The sequence below is a fragment of the Actinophytocola sp. genome, from assembly GCF_049647105.1.
In the GTDB taxonomy this organism is placed as follows: Bacteria; Actinomycetota; Actinomycetes; order Mycobacteriales; family Pseudonocardiaceae; genus Actinophytocola.
The window spans coordinates 47,328-68,221 of the sequence record NZ_JBARWZ010000147.1 but is presented as its reverse complement, the minus strand read 5'-3'; the positions used below and the strand labels follow the sequence as shown (position 1 = coordinate 68,221).

Genomic DNA, 20,894 nt, shown 5'->3' with positions numbered 1-20,894 from the left:
TCGGATCGTGACAGTGTGATGCGATCATTGCCAGACCTGTCCCCTGGCTCACCTGCGACATAGCGCAACTGAGCCACCCGGAGGTCCTCGTGTACGACGTGCTCGATCCAGGCCACGACCAGGGCCGCGTGTACCGCGCGCTCACCGGCATCGGTCCGTCCGATGTGGACAGACTGGCGGCCGCGGCCGGACTGTCCATATCGGACACTCTGCGGGTGCTGGTGGAGCTGGCCGACCTCGGCGCGGTCACCCGCACAGGAGAAGGGTGGGTGGCGCGGCCGCCTGTTCGCGTGATGTCGGAGGTGCTGCGCGCGGAGGAAGCCAGGAGGGCCGCGTTGTGGCGCGCGGGCGCCGAACTGGACGAGCTGTACCGCATCGCGCGCCAGGACGTTGGCAGGCCCTCCGACGTCGAGCCGGTCGCGGACCTGACCGAGCTGTTCACGCTGACCGAGCGGGTGCAGGAGCGGGCGCGGGTACGGATCCGCTGGCTGGACCGCCCGCCCTACCGCAGTACACCGGAGCGGTTCGCGGCGCAGGAGTCGTTACAGGCCAGGCGCATGGCGGACGGTGTCGCCTATCGGACGCTGTACCAGCAGGCGGTGTACGGCGACGCCGACCTGTTCGCGAGCATGACCAGGATGATCGAGGCGGGCGAGGACGCCCGCGTGCTCGCCGACCTCCCGGTGAAGCTCATCATCGGCGACGACCACATCGCGCTGCTGATCCCGGAACCGGCGCGGTCGGGGGTGGCCGGCTCGCTCGTGGTGCACGCTTCCGGTCTGCTGAACGCCTTCTGCGGCCTGTTCGAGACACTGTGGACACTCGGGGTGCCGGTCACCGCGGCGGAGCCGAGCGTGCGACTGTCCGAACGCGACCGCACGATCATCACGCTCATGGCGGCGGGCCTGACCGACGAGGCCATCGCCAGGCGCCTGCAGTTGTCCCGCAGGACGGTCGTCCGCCGCATCACCGCACTACTGGACCGCCTAGGCGCCACAACCCGCTTCCAGGCAGGCGTACAAGCAGCAAACCGAGGCTGGCTCTAACCCACAGTCCCCCCCGAGTCCGGCGTTCAGAACCCGCGAGTCCACGGTTCAGAACCCGCGAGTCTTCGGTTCGGGACCGGCGAGTCCACGGTTCGGGACTGGCGAGTTTGGGGTTCGGGACCGGCGAGTCCACGGTTCGGAAACCGCGAGTCTGGGGTTCGGGACTCGCGAGTCTTCGGTTCGGGACCTGCGAGTTTGGGGTTCGGAACCGGCCGCGGTTCGCTGTCGGTGTTTCGGTCGGTCACGCCACCAGCGCGGGCTCCTCGATGACCTCCTGCTCGGTCGTCGCCGGGCGGGACTTGCGCAGGGCCAGCATGCCGACCACCGCGAACACCACCACGGTGACCGCGCCGATCGCGGCGACCGTGTGCAGACCACTGGTGAACGCGTCGCGGGCCGGGCCGAGCAGCCCGGCGGCCAGTTGCTGGTCGAGCCCCGAGGCCACGTTGGTGGCACCGGCGAGGCTCTCGGTCGCCTCGGCGGCGGCACCGCCCGGCAGGCCAGCGGGCATGGTCAGCTCGTCGCGGTACACGGCAGTACCAACACTGCCGAACAACGCGATCCCCATGGCGATGCCGAACTCACCGGTCATCTCCGACATAGCCGACGCCGCACCGGCCTTGCGGGCAGGCACCGAGCCGATGACCATCTCGGTGCACAGCACGCCCTGCGGCCCCATGCCGAACCCCGCGATCGACATGCCGAGCATCACCAGCACCGCCCCGTCCGTGCCGACCTGGGTGAACAGCAGGATCCCGCCCGCACCGACGAGCATCCCGAAGCCCAGCACGAACTCGGGCCGGAACCGGTGGGCCAGCCGCGGCGCGATCAGCGACCCGGCCACCACGGCCAGCGCCTGCGGCACCAGCATGGCGCCCGCCTGCACCGCCGACAGCCCCGCCACCAGCTGCATGTACTGGCTGACCAGCAGGAACACGCCACCCATGATCAGCGCGCCGACCGACATGATGCCCAGCGCCGCACTGAACTCGCGGTTGCGGAACAGGCTCAGGTCCAGCATCGGGTGGGCGAGCCGCCGCTGCCGCCGCACGAACGCCACGCCAACGGCCAGCCCGCACACCAGCACCAGCGAGGTGCCCACCGACATCCCGTCCTTCGCGAACTCCTTCAGCGCGAACACCACGGGCAACACGGTCCCCAGCGAGAGCACGACGCTGGCCAGGTCGAGCCGCCCGGCCTGCTCGTCGCGGTACTCCGGCAGCAGTGTGGGCGCGGTGACCATCAGCAGCACCATGACCGGGACGGCCAGCAGGAACACGGCACCCCACCAGGCGACCTCGAGCAGGAGTCCACCGACCAGGGGCCCGACCACCATGCCGCCCATGAAACAGCTCATCCACACCGAGATCGCCACTCCGCGCTGGCGGGGGTCCGCGAACATGTTGCTGATCAGCGCCAGCGTCGACGGCATCAGGGTCGCCCCGGCGATCCCGAGCGCGGCCCTGGCCACGATCAACATCTCCGGGCTGGTGGCGAACGCCGCCACGACCGAGGCCACCCCGAAGGCGGCCCCGCCGAACATGAGTAGTTTTCTGCGCCCGATCCGGTCACCGAGTGTGCCCATGGTGACCAGGAACCCGGCGACCATGAACCCGTAGATGTCGATGATCCACAGCAGTTCCGTGCTGCTCGGCTGGAGGTCAGCGGCAAGATGCGGCACCGCGAGGTGCAGAACGCTCATGTCCAGCGAGAGCAGCAGTGTCGGCAGCGCGAGCACCGCCAGCCCGATCCACTCCCGTCGCCCGGCCAGTGCGGTGGTCTCGTTCATGATCCCTGCTCCGTGTCGTCGGTGGTCTGTTCTCACCACCACGTCGGATCAGGTCCACGCATCTCGACATCGCACGCGGATTTTCTTTTCCGGGCTCAGGGACACCGATCAGGTCCCGGGCGTCCGCCTTGTCAGTCGATGCCCCGGACGATCACGGCGTCTTCGTCCGGAAGCTCGGGTGTGGTCTGGCGGGTGCCGGTGGCGATGGGACGCCAACGCGCCGACCGGCCGCCAATGGTGCTTGGTTTGCGCTGTTCGCGTTCCCATCCGATGCCGGGGCACGCCGCCCGGAACTGGTTTCTTCGCACGATCGCTCTCCTCGCTCGTGTGTTGGGGCTCACACAAGGTGTTTCCGGATCGTAGGGAGCGTCGCACGAGATCCACCAGTGATTCACTCGAACTTTACTGGCTATTAGCCCGACCGGTTAATCGCCGCGACGACCAGCTCCCGGAACGCCGCCTCGCCCACGGTCGGCTCCAGGTGCCCGCCCCTCGGCGCGAACACACCCGGCTCGACCAAGGACAGCGCGGCCGTGTCGTCCCACAGACGGGTGCCGAGCCACTGCGACGGGTCCGCCAGCAGCGCGGCCTTCAGCAGCCCAGGCCGTCCGGTATGCCCGAGTCGGGCGACCATCTCCTCGGTCGGGTCGTAGGCCGGTGAGGCGGGCAGGTCGACGTACACCGCCCTGCGTGGCGCGGTGCGGCAGGCCGCGAGGTCGTACTCGCAGTTGAAGTTGTCCGGGTTGTTCTCCGCGAACGACCGGCCCGACGCGACGATTCCCGGGTGCCCGCCGAGCGCCGCCGCGTACCTCGGGTAGGACGTCCACGGGCCGAGCACCAGCACCTCGACCCGGCCGCAGCCGAGGACCGCCGCCCGCACGCCCTTGGCGAGCCGGTCCGGGGTGCCGCGTGCGGGGACGGCCGCGCCCAGGAAGTTGTTCATCCGTTCCGCGGCGGCCCGGACCGGCGGCAGCCAGTCGTAGACGGGCGGGCTTGGCGACGCCAGGCCGGGCAGCACCGGGGGACTCACCCCGCGCCCCGCCAGGAACATGGAGACGGCGGTCGCGCCGTTTGGCACCCCGGATATGCCCTCCGTGACGACGACCGCGCGGAGGTCCCGGGCTGGTGCCACCACCGCGAGCGCCCGGTAGTCGTCCACACCGACGTCGGTGTCCACCACGAGGCAGGTCTTCTGGGCGGCGGCCGGGGTGGCGACCCCGAGCCCGGCCCACACCAGCGCGAGTACCGCGGTCAGCAGGATTGCCTTGCGCCCCATCGCAAGGACGTTACCCGGCCATGAGACTCACTCCATCCTCCGTTCGGGTCGGTTGCAGGATCGCCTGCGCGTCCGGGCCGCCGAACCACAGTCCGATCGCGAACGCGGCCGTGGCCTCCAGCAGCGCCGCGCGCTCCGGCCCGCGCCGAGCGCCGTGCCGATGTTGCCCGTGCCCAGGATCCCGATTCGCATCCGTCCTCCTTCTGTTAGGAAGGGACGGTAGGTGCGCCGATGCCTACCGATCGGTGTGCGTCGGCGTGGTGACAATGGGAGCACGCGATGGAATACCTGCCTGACTGCCGTGCGCGCATGGCGTTGGACCTGCTCGCCAACACGTGGCACGGCGTCGTGCTGTGGGCGCTGCGCAACGGGCCGGTGCGGCCGGTCACGTTGCGCGGGCGGATCGGCGGCATCAGCGACAAGGCGCTCGCCGAGACGCTGCGCCGCCTCGAGCACAACGGGCTCGTCACGCGGCAGCGGTACCGGGAGGCGCCGCCCCGCGTCGAGTACGCACGCACCCCGCTGGGTGAGTCGCTGCTCGGCCCGCTCGAGGCACTCGGCGACTGGGCCGACCGGCACGGGGACGACCTGCTCGCGGCCCAGGATGGCGTGTCATGAGCGTCGATTTCGGTCCTACAGCGACGGACTACGCGAAGTACCGGACCGGCTTCCCGCCGGAGTTCTTCACCCGCCTCGCCGCGCTCGGGATCGGCGTGCCAGGGCAGCGCGTCGCGGATCTCGGCACCGGCACCGGTGCGCTCGCACGGGAGCTCGCCGCCGCCGGGTGCGTGGTGACCGGGGTCGAGGTGACCTACCGGGTGGCGCGGGCGGAGGACACCGGTCTGCCGGGCGGGGGGTGGGACGTGGTTCTGAACCCCAGACTCGCGGGTCCCGAACCCCAGACTCGCGGGTCCCGAACCGAGGACTCGCGGGTTCTGAACCCTAGACTCGCGGGTCCCGAACCGAGGACTCGCGGGTTCTGAACCCTAGACTCGCGGGTCCCGAACCGAGGACTCGCGGGTTCTGAACCGAGGACTCGCGGGTTCTGAACCGAGGACTCGGGGGTTCTGAACCGAGGACTCGGGGGTTCTGAACCGAGGACTCGCGGGTTCTGAACTCCAGACTCGCGGATGGCGGACCTCGCGGGGTTCGCCGGCCTGGAGACCTTCACCTTCGACGTCGACGTCCCGTACCCGCACGCCGCGTGGCGCGGCCGGGTGCGCAGCTCGAACGGCGTCGGCGCGAGCCTGCCGGAGGACACCGTCGCGGCGTTCGACGCCGACCTGGCACGGTTGCTGCGGGACCGGTTCGGCGAGGAGCCGCTCATGGTGCCGCACCGGGTGTTCGCGATGATCGCCTCGGTCCCGCTACCCGATGGCGACGACCGTCATGCCCGGCCCGGTCGGCGGGTGGTCCATCGCGGTGAGGGCGGCGGGCGCCTCGTCGAGCCCGACGACCGAGCCGACCAGTAGATCGGGCCGTAGCGTGCCGTCGGCGACCAGCGCCAGCAGCGGTGGGTAGTCGACGGCCGCCATGCCGTGGGTGCCGTGGATCGACAGCTCCTTGGCGATCACCACGTCCATCGGCAGCGGGGTCGGGCCGTCCAGCAGCAGCCCGGCCTGCACGTGCCTGCCCCGGCGGCGCAGGCCGCGCACCGACGCGGCCGCGGTACCCGGCGAGCCGAGCGCGTCGATCGACACGGTCGCGCCGCCGCCGGAGAGCGCCAGCACCTCGGCGGCCGGGTCGGGCTCGGACGTGGCGTCGATCGTGTGTGCCGCACCGAGTTCGGCGGCCAGCGTCAGCGCCGATGGCGCGATGTCGACGGCGATCACCCGCGCGCCAAGCGCCACCCCGATCTGCACGGCCGAGAGCCCCAGCCCGCCGCAGCCGTGGACGGCCAGCCAGTCACCCTCGGCGAGGCGGCCGTGGGCGGTGAGTGCGCGGTAGGCGGTGGCGAACCGGCAACCGAGTGACGCGGCGGTCACGAAGTCGACGGAGCCGGGCAGCGCCACCAGGTTCGTGTCCGCGGCGTGGACGACGACCCGCTCGGCGAACGACCCCGGCCCGGTGAACCCCGGCTGTGTCTGATGTGGACAGACCTGCGCGTCGCCCGCCCGGCAGTACCCGCAGGCCCCGCACCCGCACACGAACGGCACGGTCACCCGGTCGCCCGGCCGCCACCGGGTGACCCCGGCGCCGATCTCGGCGACCACCCCGGACAGCTCGTGGCCCGGTGTGTGCGGCAGCGGCACCGGCTCGTGGCCGCGCCAGGCATGCCAGTCCGACCGGCACACCCCGGTTGCCCGTACCTCGAGCACCGCACCCCCGTCCGGCGCGACCGGCTCGGGCACGGTCGTCACCACCGGCGGCTCCCCGTACGCGGAGTACACAACAGCACGCATCGCCCTAATGTAAACCTATTCATACGCCGGCGCCGGAATCCCACTCGGTGCGAATTCGACTAGAATTTCCCCGTGCTGCCAGATCTTCGCAAACACTCGACCGACGTCATAGTCGATCACGTCCATCGCCGGCTCGGTCTTCAATTCGACCTCACGACCGAAGTCCGCAAACGCCGCTCCCTCGGTTTCCGAACCGATCGCGACACCTGGGTTCGCATCGAGATTCGTGACCTGTCCCGCCTGGATGGCCAAGGCTGGGGTAACGAAGACGCCGCGGTACTGAATGGCGTGGCAATGCCGGCCTGGTACCAGGGCCTGTCCTGGCTCGACCACGACCTCGGGGTGATGTGGCGAGCCGACGAGATCGAGCTCGTCGCCGACCCGCCCATCAAGCCAGGCGGCACCCTGACCATCGAACCGGAGCTGTCCGAGTCCTGGTGGGCGACGCTGAACAGTTCGCTCGACGCGCTGGCCAAGCATCCCACCACTCGCGTCGCCACCTCGGCGGGCAGCCGGATCACGCGGGAGCGGATCGGCACGACCATCCACCAGGTGTTCCCGGACGTCGACACCACGATCACCGAGTGGACCACTGCCCACGCGGACCTGGCCTGGGCCAACGTCACCGCTCCGAACTGCTGTTTCCTGGATTGGGAGGACTGGGGCCTGGCGCCGCGCGGCTACGACGCGGCCATCCTCTGGCGTGAGTCCCTGGCCGTCCCGGCGCTCGCCGAGCGGGTGCGACGCGAACGCCAGGCCGACCTCGGTACCCGCTCGGGGCGGCTCTCCCAGCTCTACGCCTGCGCGGTCATCATCGAGGCGGGCGCGGACTATGCCGGACCTCAGTTCGAGCCCGCACAAGCCGCGGCGGCCACCTTGCTGGGTGCGCTGAGGACGCCTTCGAGTCGGTGAGCGTCCCGAAAGCGTCCTCAGGGCATCGAATCGCTGTCAGCCCGTGCAGTTGGGGACCGCGGGGGTGGCGCCGACACAGTTGTTCGGGGTGTTCGCGGTGATGGGCGCGTTGGTCGTGGTCATGGTGCCGCCCTGCCGGTCCACGCCGCCCGCGGTGCCGAGGAGCAGCAGCGAGTGGTTGTTGGTCACGGCGGTCTGGGTGAGGGTCGTCGCGGTGGCGTTGACCGCCGAGATTCCGCCGCCACGGCCCGCGTAGTTGCCGGTGACGAACAGTGGGCTGCCGGACACACCGGTGACGGTCAGCGTGCCGCGAAGCCCGTTGTAGATGGCGCCGCCGTTGCCGAGCAGGGTCGTGTTGCCCGACAGTGGGCTGTTGGTGAACGTCGCGGCAGGCGCGGTGCCGGTCGGGGTGTCCGCGTTGGCGAGACCGCCGCCGTTGCCCGATGCGGTGTTGCCGGTCAGGGTGCTGCCGGTGAGGGTCACCGCGCCGCGGTTGAGGATGCCACCGCCGTCACCGAGCACGTTGCCCCGGGTGAACGCGACTCCGGTGGTGAGCGTGAGATTGCCGGTCGGACCGACCTCGGCGATCCGGAACAGTCCGAGGCCCAGCAGTGAGGCGTTGGTGACGGTGGCAGGACCGATCATCTCGATCGGGGTGGTGATCACCGGCAGCGCGTTCGCGGCGCCACCATGACTGGTGGTCATACGGTAGGTGCAGCCTCCCGCCAGTACGAGGGTGTCCGAGGTGGGGGTGGAGTTGGCCAGGTTCACCGCCGCGACCAACGCGTTCTCACCACAGGCCACCGGGATGGTGATGGCCTGCGCCGTCGGGGCCAGCGCGATCAGACTCGCGGTGGCGGCGGTGATGCCGAACAGGGCTTGGACAACAGTGCGGATGCGTCGCATGACGCGCCTTCATTTCCTCGAACATAATCGGGATTGCCGAATTACCGAATGGCGCGAGTACGTCATCGGGAGGGGTTCGGAGCGGACCGCGTCCGAATCCTGCCAAACAAAACTCCGGCTCGCGTGCCACGTTTGCGATCATCGCTAGATGCGTGACAACTGCCAACATACGCTACGGCCGCAACGCCGGAGACACCGACACCCGAAAGAGTATTGACACGTGGTTTCGATTAAACACAAATGGGGGTCATCGGGGGTGGCGGTGAGGAGTACGTCATCGTCATGCTGGTCGCCGCCGCCGTGGTCGGGTTCTCGGCGTTGTCGATCTATCTGCGCACGAGGTGGGTCGTCGAACCGCTCGCGGACTACGGGATGCCGCGTTCGTGGTGGCCGTGGCTTGGTACCGCCAGGCCGCGGACGTTAAGGAGCGATTCGACAGTGAGCAATTCGCGCGGCGATATCACCGAGCGGAACCGGCGGGATGCCCGAACCATCTGGGACTACCGCCAGGTTGGCCACGACGTGTCATCGTGCGACGTTGCGATCGGGCTCGGCAGCGTCGCTCGCGCTCGGCGCGTGACGGGTCAGTCGCCGAGGCGGAACAGTGCGGCGCCGCCTGCGGAGAGCTGCACCGTCACCTTGTCGGCGGACGCCGAGGCGAAGTCGGCGGCCTCGATCCGGAACTCCTCGCTGCGGGCGGCGGCTGGACCGAACGTCAGCGTGACGGTCGTGTCCTTGGTGTCGGAGCGGTTGACCACCAGCACCCACCGCCTGCCGTCCTCGGCCGCGGCGCGGAACTGGCCGACCACCACCGCACCGCCCTCGACGGCCAGCACGTGGTCGTCGGGGGCGAACGCCTCCGTGCCGGGTGGCAGCGGGTTGTCGTTGGCGTGCGTCGCGGACACCGACACCAGCGGCTTCAGCTCACGGCCGATCGGCGCGAGCCATTCGCGGTTGATCCGCGACGCGATGTCGTACAGGGGGGTGCGGGTGCCGTCGGCGTTGATGATGGCCGACTCGAACGCCTCGCCCCGCGCGATCTCCGGGGTCCAGTAGGTGAAGTACTGGATGCCCTTCGCGCCGTACGCGAGGCTCATGTTGATCTGCCACCGCAGCTGCGCCTCGGTCGGCACCACCCGGTTCTGGAACTTGACCGACTGGATGTAGGTCCACGTCGGGATTCCCTCGGCCAGTGCCGCCTTGCGGATGATGGCCCAGTTGTCGAAGTAGTTGATGTCCAGGCCGGTGTTGAGGAACGGGTACCGGTCGAACGACAGCACCGGCGGGTGCACGGTGTCGACGAAGCTCTTCACGAACGCCGCGTAGCCCGCGCCGGTGCCGGGCCACAGGTTCGAGTACGGCAGCACCGTCGGCCCCAGCTCACGCACCAGCTTCGTCACCGCGGCCACGGTCGGGAACTTGGTGGCGGGTGGCTCGTCGTACACGTCGAAACCGGCGAACGCGGGGAACCGCCGGTACTCGTCGAGCATGATCTGCACCAGCCTGCGCGCGTCGGAGGTGCTGATCCGCAGCGGCGCCTGCAGGTCGTCGGTGACCGAAAGGGTCGACGTGATGGCCGACAGCCTCGGCTCGGGCGAGTTCACCAGCACCTTCAACCCGGTCTGCCCGGCGAGGTCGAGCGCGCGCCGGTTGATGTGCTGGTCGAACATGTAGTTGCCGGTGATGAGGAACGTCATCCCCGCGGCGGCGATCTCCTGGTAGCGCGCCAGCGTCACCTCATATGGGTGCGGCGGCCAGAAGATGCCGATGGGGAAGTCGGGACCGCCGACGAGCGGCAGACTTTCGATGGGCCACGGCTCTGTGCTCGACACCTCTCCACCCTATGCCGATGATCACCAGTTGTCACCACGTTGTCACCGTTCGAAGATCACTCGAAACCACGTCGTGCCAACGAACTCCGCGACCTACGGTGGTGACGTGCGTGAGGTGGTGGTGCTGGTCGGTCTGCAGGCGTCGGGGAAGTCGACGTTCTTCGCGCAGCGGCTGGCCGATGAAGGACGCGTACCGGGACTACGTGAGGAGCGTGCTGTGACCGCGGCCGAGATCACCGGCAACCCGCCCGGCTCGTTCGCGTGGGGAGTGCTGCACGACCGGCATCCCAAGCTGATCGCGCAGGTGCGGGACGGGCTGCCCTACCCGAGGAAGACCGGCTGGGCGCTGGACGAGCTGGCGGAGGAGATCACCGGCGAGATCCGCCCGCTGCCCGGCTGGGAGGAGCACGCGGGCCGCTCCTGGTACGACGTGCCGTTCCTGTGGGCCGAAAGCTGCTTCTACCGCAAGCTCCTCGACGCGGTCGGCTACTTCGCGCCCGGACCGTGGCATGGCGTCGACCCCTTCGAGCCGGTCAAGTCGGCGGAACTGCGCACGCCGGAGTTCGCCGAGGATCTGGCCGCGTTCGCCACGCGGACCGACGACGACGCGCTGCTGACCGCGTCCCTGTGGGGCAACCGCGCCGACCTCGGGTTCCGCCTGTCGGCCGGGCAGGCGGACGGGGCCGGGGCACTGCTGGTGGACCAGAGCCCGCTGCTGTGGTCACTGCTGGCAAACGCGGGCACGGTGTGCGTCGTGGCCGACAACTCGGCCCGCGAGCTGGTGCCGGACCTGCTGCTCATCGACCGCCTCCTCGCCACGGGCCGGGCGGCGCGCGTCGTGCTGCACGTCAAGCCGTACCCGTACTACGTCTCCGACGCGCTGCTCCATGACGTGGTCGCCGCGCTGCGCAAGCTCACCGACGGCCCGGTCGCGGTCGCGGGACACCGCCTCACCCGGGCCATGCGCGACGGGCGCCTCGACGTACGTGCGCACCCGTTCTCGTGCGCGCCGTGGTCCTACCACCACATGCCGGCCGACCTGGCCGAGGACTTCGCTTCGGCGACCGTCACGATCATGAAGGGCGACCTGAACTACCGCCGCCTCGTCGGTGACCGGCAGTGGGCGCCGACGACTCCGTTCGAGGTGACCACGGCGTACTTCCCGGGCCGGGTCGCGGCGCTGCGCACGATGAAGTGCGACGTCGCGGTCGGCCTACCGGCCGACATGGTGATCCGGCTGGACGCGTCCGGTGAGCAGTGGCGGAGCAACGGTGCGCACGCGGTGATCCACGTGCGCTGAGCCTGGGGGGTGCCATTGACGGCCGAGGAACAACTGACCGAATGCGACCACGTGCTACTCGCCTTCGACGGGCCGGTGGCCGAGCTGCCGTCGGTTGCGGTCGCGGACCGGCTCCGCACGCTGCTCGCGGAGGCGGAGCTACCGAGGCGGGTAGCGAGAACCGGTGACCCGTTCGCCGTGATCGCCTACGCCGCGACGGTTGGTCCGGCGACCGAACGCGCGCTGTACGCACACCTGCGCCGCGTGGAGTTCGAGCTGACCGGTGGTGCCCGGGTCGCGGACGGTCTCCACGCCGCGCTGGCAACCTTGGCCGCCGCGGGCGCCAGGTTGACGGTGGTCAGCGGCCTGCACGTGGACGCCGTCCGCTCCTTCCTGGTGATGCACGGGCTGGACCAGCACATCCGCCATCTCGCCGCCCGCACCGGGCCCGGCGCCGAGTTGCCGCCCGCCCCGGACCTCGTGGCGGCGGCCGTCCGGGACGAGGAGTGCGTGTTCGTCGGTAGCACCGGCCCCGACCTCGCCGCCGCGCGTGCCGCCGGAGTCACCGCCCTGCGGTACCGGCGGCTGGTGGCCGAAGAGCTGGACGAGCAGCGGAACCCCTGGTTCGCGGCCTTGTCCTCGCCATCGCGCCGACTAATGTGAAGTGAGGGCGCGTTCCGACGATCAGTGGAGAAACCGCATGCGCATCGCGATCCTGCTCTTCGACCGGATGGCCGCGTTGGACGCCATCGGACCGTACGAGGTCCTGCGGTACTCGGAGAACGCCGAGGTGGTGTTCGTCGGCAAGCGGAAGGGTGAGGTGCGGGCCGGGCAGGGCACCCTCGGGCTGGTCGCCGACGCCGCGCTGGACGACGTGCGGGAGACCGACATCCTGCTCGTCCCCGGCGGGCCGGGGCAGGTCGAGCTGATGACCGACGACGAGGTCCTGTCGTGGCTGCGTGCGGTCGACGAGACCAGCACGTGGACCACGTCGGTGTGCACCGGCTCGCTCGTGCTCGCCGCCGCCGGGTTGCTCAAGGGCCGCAGGGCCACCACGCACTGGCTCGCCCAGGACCAGCTGGCCGCGTTCGGTGTCGATGCGGTCGAGGAGCGGGTGGTGTTCGACGGCAAGTACGTCACCGCCGCCGGGGTCTCCGCCGGTATCGACATGGCGCTCGCGCTGATCGACCGCGTCGCCGGGAACACGGCGGCGCAGGCGATCCAGCTCGGGCTCGAGTACGACCCCCAGCCGCCGCACGACACCGGTTCGCCCGGCAAGGCGCCACAGCCGATGGTCACCTCGATGAGGGAGAACAGCCGGTTCTTCCTCCAGGAGATCTGACCGGTCAGGCGACGGCGGGCTGCTTCTTGCGCGGGCCGGGGAAGAACCGGTTCACCTCGGCCTGGTACTGCCGGTAGCCGGGCCGCTTGAGCACGCTGTAGTGCTCGGCGGGGACGGCGCCGGAGTAGTCCACCATCACCGTGTAGATGGCCTTCACCAGGAACAGCAGCCCGACCGCGATCAGCACCCAGGAGACCACTGGCGACCGGTCCCAGAGGGCGATCACCGACGGCACCGCGAGGAGCACGGCGGCGCACCACTGCACCCACTGGCCGAAGTAGTTGGGGTGCCTGCTGTACCGCCACAGGCCGGTGTCGCACACGTCCTTGCTGTCACTCGCGTAGCCGCCAAGGAACCGGCTCTTCTGCAGGTCCGCGACCGACTCGTAGAGGTAGGCCGCCAGCCACACCGCGATCGCCGCGATCTCCACCGGGTGCAGCCCGCCGCGCGGGTTGGTGGCGATGACGATCGACGGGAGCGCGAAGTAGGACATGTTGGCGGTGGCCTGGACGCTGATTTCGTACTGCAGTGAGAGGCGGTCGCTCTTCAGGCCTGCCTTTTCCCAGACCAGGCGCTGGTACTGGTAGCGGGGGAACTCCTCCTTGAGCCAGCCCGGCTTCATGACCAGGTAGCCCCAGTACATCAGGCGCAGCCCGGCCACCGTGAACATGCTTGCCGCCGCGATCGTCAGCGGGGTCAGCTCCTCGGCGAAGATGAAACCCTGTACGCCCAGCGCCAGTATGCCGGCAGGCCATGCGAAGTCCACATAGGACATCCGGTTCGTCCGCCATGCCGGGATGCACGCCGACGGTACGAAGATCGCCACCTGGACGAGCACGTTCCAGAGGGCGAAGGCACGCGTGGCCGGGTTCGCGACCAGTGCACCGAGGCAGATCAGGACCGACACACACCACACGACACGTTCACGCACCGGAATCCTCCTCGCGCTGGCTCCTTCCGGACGATAGGGGCGCGCCTTCGCGGTCTGGTGGTGTCGCGCATGAGCGCGGCCGTTTGTGGTGTCGCGGGTTCTCAGGGGGTTTGTTCTGCTTCTACCTGGCGGTTCCAGTCCTGCTTGGTTGCCTGCCAGCGGTCCTCGTCGTGGCCGATGCGCCAGTAGCCGGAGATCGACACGCGGTCGCGGGGGATGGCGCGCTCGACCAGGAGGAGCCTGCGCAGCTCCTTGACGAAGGTCGCCTCGCCGTGGACGAAGGCCTGGACCTCGCCGGGTGGGAAGTCCAGGTCGGTGATCGCGCGGACCAGTGCCTCGCCGACGGGGGCGCCGCCGCGGTGCAGCCAGGTGATCGTGGCCTCACCCGACGACGGTGCGAGCTTCTGCTCCTCGTCGGGGGCGCTGACCTCGATGAACGCGTGCGCGCGGGCCTCCGGGGGCAGGTTCTCCAGTGTCGCGGCGATCGCGGGGAGTGCGCTCTCGTCGCCGGCCAGCAGGTGCCAGTCGGCGGCTGCGGACGGTGCGTAGCCGCCGCCCGGGCCGTTGAACCGGATCTCGTCACCCGGCCGGACCCGGGCCGCCCACGGGCCCGCGATGCCCTCGTCGCCATGGTGGACCACGTCGATGGCCAGCTCGCGGGTCTCGGCGTCCCACCGGCGCACGGTGTAGGTGCGCATCCTCGGCCACTGCTCCCTCGGCAGCTCCTCCCGGATCCACCGCATGTCGAACGGCTCGGGGTAGGTGACACCCTCCGGCGGGAACAGTAGCTTGACGTAGTGGTCGGTGAACCCGCCCACGGTGAACTCGGCGAGACCGTCGCCGCCCAGCACCACCCGGGTCATGTGCGGTGTGAGCCGCTCCACACGGGACACCTGTGCGAGCTTCGGTCTGGGGTTCCTGCGTCCGCGAGCCTCTGCCATGAGGCCGATGGTAACCGCACACCCAGTGGATGCGCAGTGTCCGGTAATTCACTGCTGGAGAGCGGTCTTCCTTTTCTCGAATCGGTCTGTAGCGGCCCCGTTCGGCGTGGACCTCGTATACCTCCCCTGCGTACCGTTCTGGTCAATTCCGGTTGCCTGTTGTCCACATAGGACGGTTCTGATGAAAACGCTGACCAAGCTCGGGGCCTTTGTCGTTGCCCTGATACTGGTGTTCACGAGCGCCTACGTGGTCGGTCGCATCGTGGGTCCGCCGCCCACCGAGGCGGCCGCCGCGCCCGTCGCAGCTCCCGCCGCGGAGGAGCATGGCCCTGGTGGCCTCATGGTCTCCGAGGAGAGCCTGACGATTCAGGTGCTCAACGAGAACTGGAAGGCAGGCGAGGAGCAGATCCTCGCCTTCCAGATCCAGGAACGTGAGGGCACGCCGCTGATGCAGTACAAGGCGCAGCACGACAAGCTGCTGCACCTGGTCATCGCGCGGAGCGACCTCTCCGGGTTCCAGCACATCCACCCGAACATGGGCGCGGACGGCACCTGGCGGATCCCGGTGACCTTCCCCGAGGCCGGGACATACCGGATCTTCGCGGACTTCTTCCCCGGCTGGGGTATCCACAACACCACGCTCGGCATGGACATCAACGTGGCGGGCAACTACGCACCCAAGGCGCTGCCCGCGCCGTCGAACACCGCGACGGTCGACGGCTACACGGTGACGCTGAGCGGCAAGCTCAAGCCGGGCGCGGACGCCAAGCTGACGATGCACGTGTCGAAGAACGGCAAGCCCGTCACCGACCTCGAGCCGTACCTGGCCGCGTACGGCCACCTGGTGATGCTGCGTGGTGGCGACATGGCCTACATCCACGTCCACCCGGACGGCTCGCCCGGCGACGGGAAGACGGCACCGGGCCCGACGGTCGACTTCTACGCCACCGCGCCGTCGTACGGCCCCTACCGACTGTTCCTGGACTTCCAGCACCAGGGCAAGGTCCGCACCGCCGAGTTCACGGTCAACGTCGAGGGCCCGAACCCGCCCCCGCACGGCTTGACGCCCGAGGTGTTCGAGCAGGCCAAGGCCATCAACCTGTCGGGTGGCAACAGCGCGGCGCCGGGTGGCCCGAGCAGCGGCGGCGGAAGCACGGGAGGGGCTACTCATGGCCACGGAGGCTGACCAGTTCGAGCTGGTCATCGGCGGGATGACCTGCGCGTCGTGTGCGGCGCGCGTGGAGAACCACCTGAACGAGATCGACGGGGTCGAGGCGACGGTCAACTACGCCACCGAGAAGGCGAAGGTGACGCACTCGCCGTCGGTGCGGGTGGCCGACGTGGTCGCGGCGATCGAGGAGATCGGCTACACCGCGAAGCCCGTCGCCAGGCCCGTACCGAAGGCGGCGCCGAAGCCGGCGCAGGCACCCGTCTCTTCCGGGCAGGTCGAGCTGGTCATCGGCGGGATGACGTGCGCGTCGTGTGCGGCGCGGGTGGAGAACCACCTTAACGAGATCGACGGGGTCGAGGCGACGGTCAACTACGCCACCGAGAAGGCGAAGGTCTCGCACTCGCCGTCGGTGCAGGTGGCCGACATCGTGGCGGCCATCGAGGAGATCGGCTACACGGCGACGCCGCCAGCACGGCCGGCACCGGCCGCGTCCGAGGCGGTGGACCTCACGCCCGAGGTGGACGAGCACGACATCGCGCTGCGGTCAGCACGCAACCGGGTGATCATCGTCGCGATCCTGACCGTGCCGGTCGTCGCGATGTCGATGTTCCCGCTCTTCCAGTTCAACTACTGGCAGTGGGCCTGTCTCGCGCTGACCGGGCCCGTGGTCGTGTGGGGTGCCTTCCCGTTCCACAAGGCCGCGTTCGCCAACCTGCGCCACGGCGCCGCCACGATGGACACGTTGATCTCGGTCGGTACCATCTCCGCGTTCCTGTGGTCGCTGTGGACGTTGTTCCGCGGCGAGGCGGGCATGCCGGGCATGAAGCACCCGTTCCGCATCGCCATCGAGCGAACCGCGGGCGAATCCAACATGTACCTCGAGGTGGCCGCCGGGGTGACGTTGTTCATCCTCTGTGGACGGTACTTCGAGGCACGGGCCAAGCGGCGCTCCGGCGCCGCGCTGCGGGCGCTGCTCTCCCTGGGCGCCAAGGACGTCGCGGTGTTGCGTGACGGTGGCGAGGTGACCATCCCGGTCACCGACCTCACCGTCGGCGACCGGTTCGTGGTGCGGCCCGGTGAGAAGGTCGCGACCGACGGTGTGGTCGAGGAGGGCTCCTCCGCGGTCGACGCGAGCATGCTCACCGGCGAGTCGGTACCCGTCGAGGTGGGTAACGGCGACGAGGTCGTCGGCGCGACGGTCAACGTCGGCGGGCGGCTCGTCGTCCGCGCGACCCGGGTCGGCACGGACACCCAGCTCGCCCAGATGGCGCGGCTGGTCGAGGACGCGCAGAACGGGAAGGCGAAGGTCCAGCGGCTCGCCGACCAGGTGTCCGCGGTGTTCGTGCCCGGCGTCATCGGGCTCGCGCTCGCCACACTCGGCTACTGGTTCGGCGCCGGTGAGACCTCGACGGCGGCGTTCACCGCCGCGGTCGCCGTGCTCATCATCGCGTGTCCGTGCGCACTCGGCCTCGCCACGCCGACGGCTCTGCTCGTCGGCACCGGCCGCGGCGCGCAGCTCGGCATCCTCATCAAGGGGCCGCAGGTGCTGGAGTCCACGCGCAAGGTGGACACCGTGGTGCTGGACAAGACCGGCACCGTCACCACCGGCGAGATGGCCCTCGTGGACGTCGTGCCGGCCGACGGTGTCGACGCCGATGACCTGCTGCGGCTCGCTGGTGGGCTGGAGAACGCTTCCGAGCACCCGATCGCCCGCGCCATCGCGGCCGGTGCCCGCGAGAAGGTCGGTGACCTGCCCGGGGCCGAGGACTTCGGCAACGAGGCCGGGCTCGGCGTGCGGGGCACGGTGGACGGCCACCAGGTGGTCGTCGGCAGGGCCGCGCTCGCCGGTGATCTGCCAGCCGAACTCGTCGCGGCGCGGGACACGGCCGCCGCCGAGGGCCGGACGTCCGTCGTGGTCGGCTGGGACGGCGCGGTGCGCGGACTGCTCGTCGTGTCCGACACCGTCAAGTCGACCAGTGTGGCGGCGATCCGGGAACTGCGTGCGCTCGGGCTCACCCCGGTCCTGCTGACCGGCGACAACGAGGCCGTCGCGAAGACGGTCGCCGCCGAGGTCGGCATCACCGAGGTGATCGCCGAGGTGCTGCCTGCCGGCAAGGTGGACGAGATCAAGCGACTGCAGGCGGAAGGCCGCGTGGTCGCGATGGTCGGCGACGGGGTCAACGACGCCGCCGCGCTCGCGCAGGCCGACCTTGGCATGGCGATGGGCACCGGCACCGACGTCGCCATCGAGGCGGCCGACCTGACGCTGGTGCGCGGTGACCTGCGGGTGGTCGCGGACGCGATCCGCCTGTCCCGCCGCACGCTCGGCACGATCAAGTCCAACCTGTTCTGGGCGTTCGCCTACAACGTCGCGGCGATCCCGCTCGCGGCGGGTGGGCTGCTCAACCCCATGCTGGCCGGTTTGATCATGGCGGGCAGCTCGGTGTTCGTGGTGTCCAACAGCCTGCGCCTTCGCACGTTCACCCCGAAGGCGGGCGGCGCCGTGCCGGAGCAGCCGGCTCGTCCGTCCACTGTGGAGAAGAGGGCCATGGCGACCGCGTCCTGATCGTCCAACCCCGTGGGTGGTGTGACCGCGACGCCGGCCACACCACCCACGCATGTATCCATGTCGATCAGGGGATCACGAGGGGGGACTGCCATGGCCGCGCCTCTGCGGAGCACGGACGGCAACCCGACGTTGTTGCTGTTGCACGGTGCCGGGCTGGACCGGACGAGCTGGGACGAGGTCGCCGCCCGCATCCCGGGGTTCGCGCGCACGGTCTCGATCGAGGTGCCCGGCCCTGGCACCCACGACCGCGACGCGGTGCCCGCGCTGGCGGCACACGTGGCGGCGAGGATCGCCGCGCTCGGCCTGCACCGGCCGCACGTCGTCGGCCACTCGCTCGGCGCCGCCGTCGCGCTCGAGCTGGCGTGCCGGGTGCCGGTGGCGGCCGTGACCGCCTTCTGCGCCATCGGCTTCCACGCGACGACCCGCACCGCCATGTGCCGTGCCAAGGTGGGGGCGCTCATGCGGGTGATGCGCGCGGTCGGCCCGGTCGTGCGCGGGCGGCTGCTCGACAGCCCGGTGTTCCACCGGGTGATCATGTCGGGGCTGTCGGCCCGGCCCGCCGCCATCGAGGCGGACATCGCGGCCGCCGACGTCCACGCGATGGTCGGCAACGACCTCGCCGTGCTCACGGACTTCGCCTGCCACTACGTGTTCGCCGCGCCGGAGCGGCTGGCGGGCACGCCAGTGAACCTGGTGTGGGCCGACCAGGACCGCGTCGTCCCGAGGTGCGACGCCCGGCACGCCGCGCGGCTGGTGCCACACGCCCGCCACACGACCATCCTCGGCAGCGGCCACCTCGTCATGCGGGACGACCCGTACGGCGCGGCCGCCGTCGTCCACGCGTGTCACTCACATCTGATGCGCGAGGCGCAGCGCCGCGCCAGCCGCTGAACCGGCGGACTTTCGGGTCGTTGGCGGCTCTTCGCTGGGTTTGCCTCCGGCGGTTGTTTGCCTCCGGCGGCTCCTCGCCGGAGGGGCAGGTCTCCAGGATGGTCTGGGGTTTCGAGGTTTTCTTGCGTTGGGTTCGGGTCTGCCTGCCATCCCGTCGACCTCACTTCGTGCTATCACACCGTGTCAAGGGGGCGGTTCCAGCGTGTGGCGCGGGTTTGGGTGGTTGGTGCCCCCTTGACACGGTGTGATCGGGCGTTGCCAGGTCGATGGGATGGCGGGGCATGGTTGGTGTTGCGAAAGCCGCTTTTGGGACGTTCAACGTCCTGAAAGGCGCTTTCGGGGCATTGTGCCTGTCCGGCGCCGTGTGAGGCACCTTCGGGGCATTGTGTGGTAATCGGGTGGTAAGTCTCTGGTGGTGGAGCGGTGAATTTTGAATTGGTTCGCCATAATTCGCTGAATCGGGGGAACCACTGGATCTTCCGGTACGACTACTTACACGAGACCGCTATGAAGAAATCATGGACAACGGCGTTCGCTTCTCATGTGGTCCGCGTACTGGACGTCACTGCTCTCCACTGTCATATCCAAGAGGACTACTCATGAAAATTACCCCGCAGGTCGGCAAGAAGTTCGGCGTCGTCGTCGAGGGCTTCAACGCGGCGACGGCCTCGGCCGAGGACATCGCTGAGCTGAAGAAAGCCGTCTACACCAACAAGATCGCCGTGCTGAAGAACCAGGACCTGGACCCGGAGCAGTTCCTGGCGCTGGGCAAGAGCATGGGCGAGGTTGCCGAGTACTACGAGCCGGTCTACCACCACCCGGAGGTCAAGGAGGTCTTCGTCTCCTCCAACGTGAAGGAGGAGGACGGCCGCCAGGTCGGCGTGCCGAAGACCGGCAAGTTCTGGCACTCCGACTACCAGTTCATGCCCCGTCCGTTCGACCTCACGCTGATCTACCCGCAGGTGGTGCCGACGAAGAACCGCGGCACGTACTTCATCAACATGGCAGCGGCCTACGAGCAGCTGTCGGCGGAGCTGAAGGAGATCGTGAAGGACACCACGGCGACGCACAGCGTGCTGCGGTACTTCAAGATCCGCCCGACCGACGTCTACCGGCCGATCTCGGAGATCATCGAGGAGGTCAACGCCAAGACGCCGCCGGTGACGGACGCGACCGCGGTCAAGCACCCGTTCACGGACGAGACCATCCTGTACGTCAGCGAGGGCTTCACCCTCTCCGTCCAGGACGCCAAGGGCAACGACCGTGCGGACCTGCTGAAGGAGCTGCTGGCCTCCTCCGGGCAGCTGGACCGGACCTACGAGCACGAGAACATTCACCTGCAGACCTTCGAGAAGGGCGACATGCTGGTGTGGGACAACCGCACCCTCGTCCACCGTGCTCTGCACACCGCCACGCCGGAGCCCGCTGTTTCCTACCGGGTGACCGTGTACGACAACGACGCGGCCGCCTGACGGCTCAAGCGGGGCACCGACGGAATTCCAGTTCACTGCCGATGGAATTCCAGTCCACTATGGAAACCTCGGGCCAGGGATCGAGTTCGGTGGGCGCGACTTCGGTCGCGCCCGCCGCGCCCGTGAATTCTCCGC

The 20,894-nt window shown here is 69.5% G+C and carries 21 protein-coding genes; 12 read left to right on the top strand and 9 right to left on the bottom strand.

The features are described 5' to 3' along the window. The first annotated feature begins 89 nt into the window (after positions 1-89). Positions 90-1,046: a helix-turn-helix transcriptional regulator gene (locus WBA97_RS18070; RefSeq protein WP_424232010.1), complete on the top strand. Its 957-nt coding sequence runs from the start codon at positions 90-92 to the stop codon at positions 1,044-1,046. Positions 1,047-1,287: 241 nt separating this feature from the next. Here the strand turns inward: WBA97_RS18070 and WBA97_RS18065 are convergent, their stop codons facing one another. The 3 genes from WBA97_RS18065 to WBA97_RS18055 all read right to left on the bottom strand — a co-directional run bounded on the left by WBA97_RS18065 (position 1,288) and on the right by WBA97_RS18055 (position 4,111). After that, positions 1,288-2,835, bottom strand: a complete 1,548-nt coding sequence (locus tag WBA97_RS18065) for an MFS transporter (protein ID WP_424232009.1) — start codon at positions 2,833-2,835, stop codon at positions 1,288-1,290. A 131-nt stretch (positions 2,836-2,966) separates the two neighbouring features. After that, the gene (locus tag WBA97_RS18060; RefSeq protein WP_424232008.1) at positions 2,967-3,143 is read right to left on the bottom strand and encodes a hypothetical protein; all 177 of its coding nucleotides are present in this window, start codon (positions 3,141-3,143) and stop codon (positions 2,967-2,969) included. A 104-nt stretch (positions 3,144-3,247) separates the two neighbouring features. Next, positions 3,248-4,111, bottom strand: coding sequence for a hypothetical protein (locus WBA97_RS18055; RefSeq protein ID WP_424232007.1), 864 nt, complete (start codon positions 4,109-4,111; stop codon positions 3,248-3,250). A 279-nt stretch (positions 4,112-4,390) separates the two neighbouring features. Between WBA97_RS18055 and WBA97_RS18050 the strand changes: the two genes are divergently transcribed. The 3 genes from WBA97_RS18050 (at position 4,391) to WBA97_RS18040 (ending at position 5,583) form a co-directional block, all read left to right on the top strand. Beyond that, complete coding sequence (locus WBA97_RS18050) at positions 4,391-4,729, top strand: winged helix-turn-helix transcriptional regulator (RefSeq protein WP_424232006.1); 339 nt, start codon at positions 4,391-4,393, stop codon at positions 4,727-4,729. Then, a complete protein-coding gene (locus tag WBA97_RS18045; RefSeq protein WP_424232005.1) occupies positions 4,726-5,094 on the top strand; it encodes a class I SAM-dependent methyltransferase in 369 nt (122 codons plus the stop codon). Before WBA97_RS18050 ends, WBA97_RS18045 begins: the two co-directional genes overlap by 4 nt. Positions 5,095-5,241: 147 nt before the next feature. Continuing rightward, positions 5,242-5,583, top strand: a complete 342-nt coding sequence (locus WBA97_RS18040; RefSeq protein ID WP_424232004.1) for a hypothetical protein — start codon at positions 5,242-5,244, stop codon at positions 5,581-5,583. On the opposite strand, the gene WBA97_RS18035 is transcribed toward WBA97_RS18040, so the two are convergent. Both WBA97_RS18035 and WBA97_RS18030 read right to left on the bottom strand, forming a co-directional pair. Then, a complete protein-coding gene (locus WBA97_RS18035; protein WP_424232003.1) occupies positions 5,479-6,513 on the bottom strand; it encodes a zinc-dependent alcohol dehydrogenase family protein in 1,035 nt (344 codons plus the stop codon). The genes WBA97_RS18040 and WBA97_RS18035 overlap by 105 nt on opposite strands. 15 nt (positions 6,514-6,528) lie before the next feature. Then, a complete protein-coding gene (locus tag WBA97_RS18030) occupies positions 6,529-6,765 on the bottom strand; it encodes a hypothetical protein (protein ID WP_424232002.1) in 237 nt (78 codons plus the stop codon). A 42-nt stretch (positions 6,766-6,807) separates the two neighbouring features. Here WBA97_RS18030 and WBA97_RS18025 point away from each other — a divergent pair, with 42 nt between their 5' ends. After that, positions 6,808-7,425 (top strand): hypothetical protein, encoded by a 618-nt coding sequence (locus tag WBA97_RS18025; RefSeq protein WP_424232001.1) that lies wholly within the window; start codon positions 6,808-6,810, stop codon positions 7,423-7,425. Between the two features lie 36 nt (positions 7,426-7,461). Here the strand turns inward: WBA97_RS18025 and WBA97_RS18020 are convergent, their stop codons facing one another. Beyond that, complete coding sequence (locus WBA97_RS18020; protein WP_424232000.1) at positions 7,462-8,331, bottom strand: hypothetical protein; 870 nt, start codon at positions 8,329-8,331, stop codon at positions 7,462-7,464. A gap of 584 nt (positions 8,332-8,915) precedes the next feature. After that, positions 8,916-10,163, bottom strand: coding sequence for a hypothetical protein (locus WBA97_RS18015; protein WP_424231999.1), 1,248 nt, complete (start codon positions 10,161-10,163; stop codon positions 8,916-8,918). A gap of 106 nt (positions 10,164-10,269) precedes the next feature. Between WBA97_RS18015 and WBA97_RS18010 the strand changes: the two genes are divergently transcribed. Genes WBA97_RS18010 through WBA97_RS18000 form a run of 3 tightly spaced genes read left to right on the top strand, consistent with a single transcriptional unit; the run spans position 10,270 to position 12,784 of the window. Next, on the top strand, positions 10,270-11,463 hold the full coding sequence (locus tag WBA97_RS18010; RefSeq protein ID WP_424231998.1) for an ARMT1-like domain-containing protein: 1,194 nt from the start codon (positions 10,270-10,272) through the stop codon (positions 11,461-11,463). 15 nt (positions 11,464-11,478) lie between these two features. Next, entirely contained in the window at positions 11,479-12,105 is a 627-nt protein-coding gene (locus tag WBA97_RS18005; RefSeq protein ID WP_424231997.1) for an HAD family hydrolase, read from the top strand. Between the two features lie 37 nt (positions 12,106-12,142). Next, positions 12,143-12,784: a DJ-1/PfpI family protein gene (locus WBA97_RS18000; RefSeq protein ID WP_424231996.1), complete on the top strand. Its 642-nt coding sequence runs from the start codon at positions 12,143-12,145 to the stop codon at positions 12,782-12,784. Between the two features lie 4 nt (positions 12,785-12,788). Here the strand turns inward: WBA97_RS18000 and WBA97_RS17995 are convergent, their stop codons facing one another. Together WBA97_RS17995 and WBA97_RS17990 are read right to left on the bottom strand one after the other, a co-directional pair. Next, positions 12,789-13,715 carry a DUF1295 domain-containing protein gene (locus tag WBA97_RS17995; RefSeq protein WP_424231995.1) on the bottom strand — a complete coding sequence of 309 codons (927 nt, stop codon included), beginning with the start codon at positions 13,713-13,715 and terminating at the stop codon, positions 12,789-12,791. A gap of 101 nt (positions 13,716-13,816) precedes the next feature. Then, positions 13,817-14,656 (bottom strand): siderophore-interacting protein, encoded by an 840-nt coding sequence (locus WBA97_RS17990; RefSeq protein WP_424231994.1) that lies wholly within the window; start codon positions 14,654-14,656, stop codon positions 13,817-13,819. Between the two features lie 181 nt (positions 14,657-14,837). Here WBA97_RS17990 and WBA97_RS17985 point away from each other — a divergent pair, with 181 nt between their 5' ends. From WBA97_RS17985 to scoE, 4 genes are all read left to right on the top strand, one after another. Then, complete coding sequence (locus WBA97_RS17985) at positions 14,838-15,842, top strand: hypothetical protein (RefSeq protein ID WP_424231993.1); 1,005 nt, start codon at positions 14,838-14,840, stop codon at positions 15,840-15,842. Continuing rightward, on the top strand, positions 15,826-18,393 hold the full coding sequence (locus WBA97_RS17980; RefSeq protein WP_424231992.1) for a heavy metal translocating P-type ATPase: 2,568 nt from the start codon (positions 15,826-15,828) through the stop codon (positions 18,391-18,393). Before WBA97_RS17985 ends, WBA97_RS17980 begins: the two co-directional genes overlap by 17 nt. A 93-nt stretch (positions 18,394-18,486) precedes the next feature. Continuing rightward, entirely contained in the window at positions 18,487-19,287 is an 801-nt protein-coding gene (locus tag WBA97_RS17975) for an alpha/beta fold hydrolase (protein WP_424231991.1), read from the top strand. A gap of 599 nt (positions 19,288-19,886) precedes the next feature. Continuing rightward, positions 19,887-20,759, top strand: coding sequence for a (3R)-3-[(carboxymethyl)amino]fatty acid oxygenase/decarboxylase (gene scoE, locus WBA97_RS17970; protein WP_424231990.1), 873 nt, complete (start codon positions 19,887-19,889; stop codon positions 20,757-20,759). The last annotated feature ends 135 nt before the right edge of the window (positions 20,760-20,894 follow it).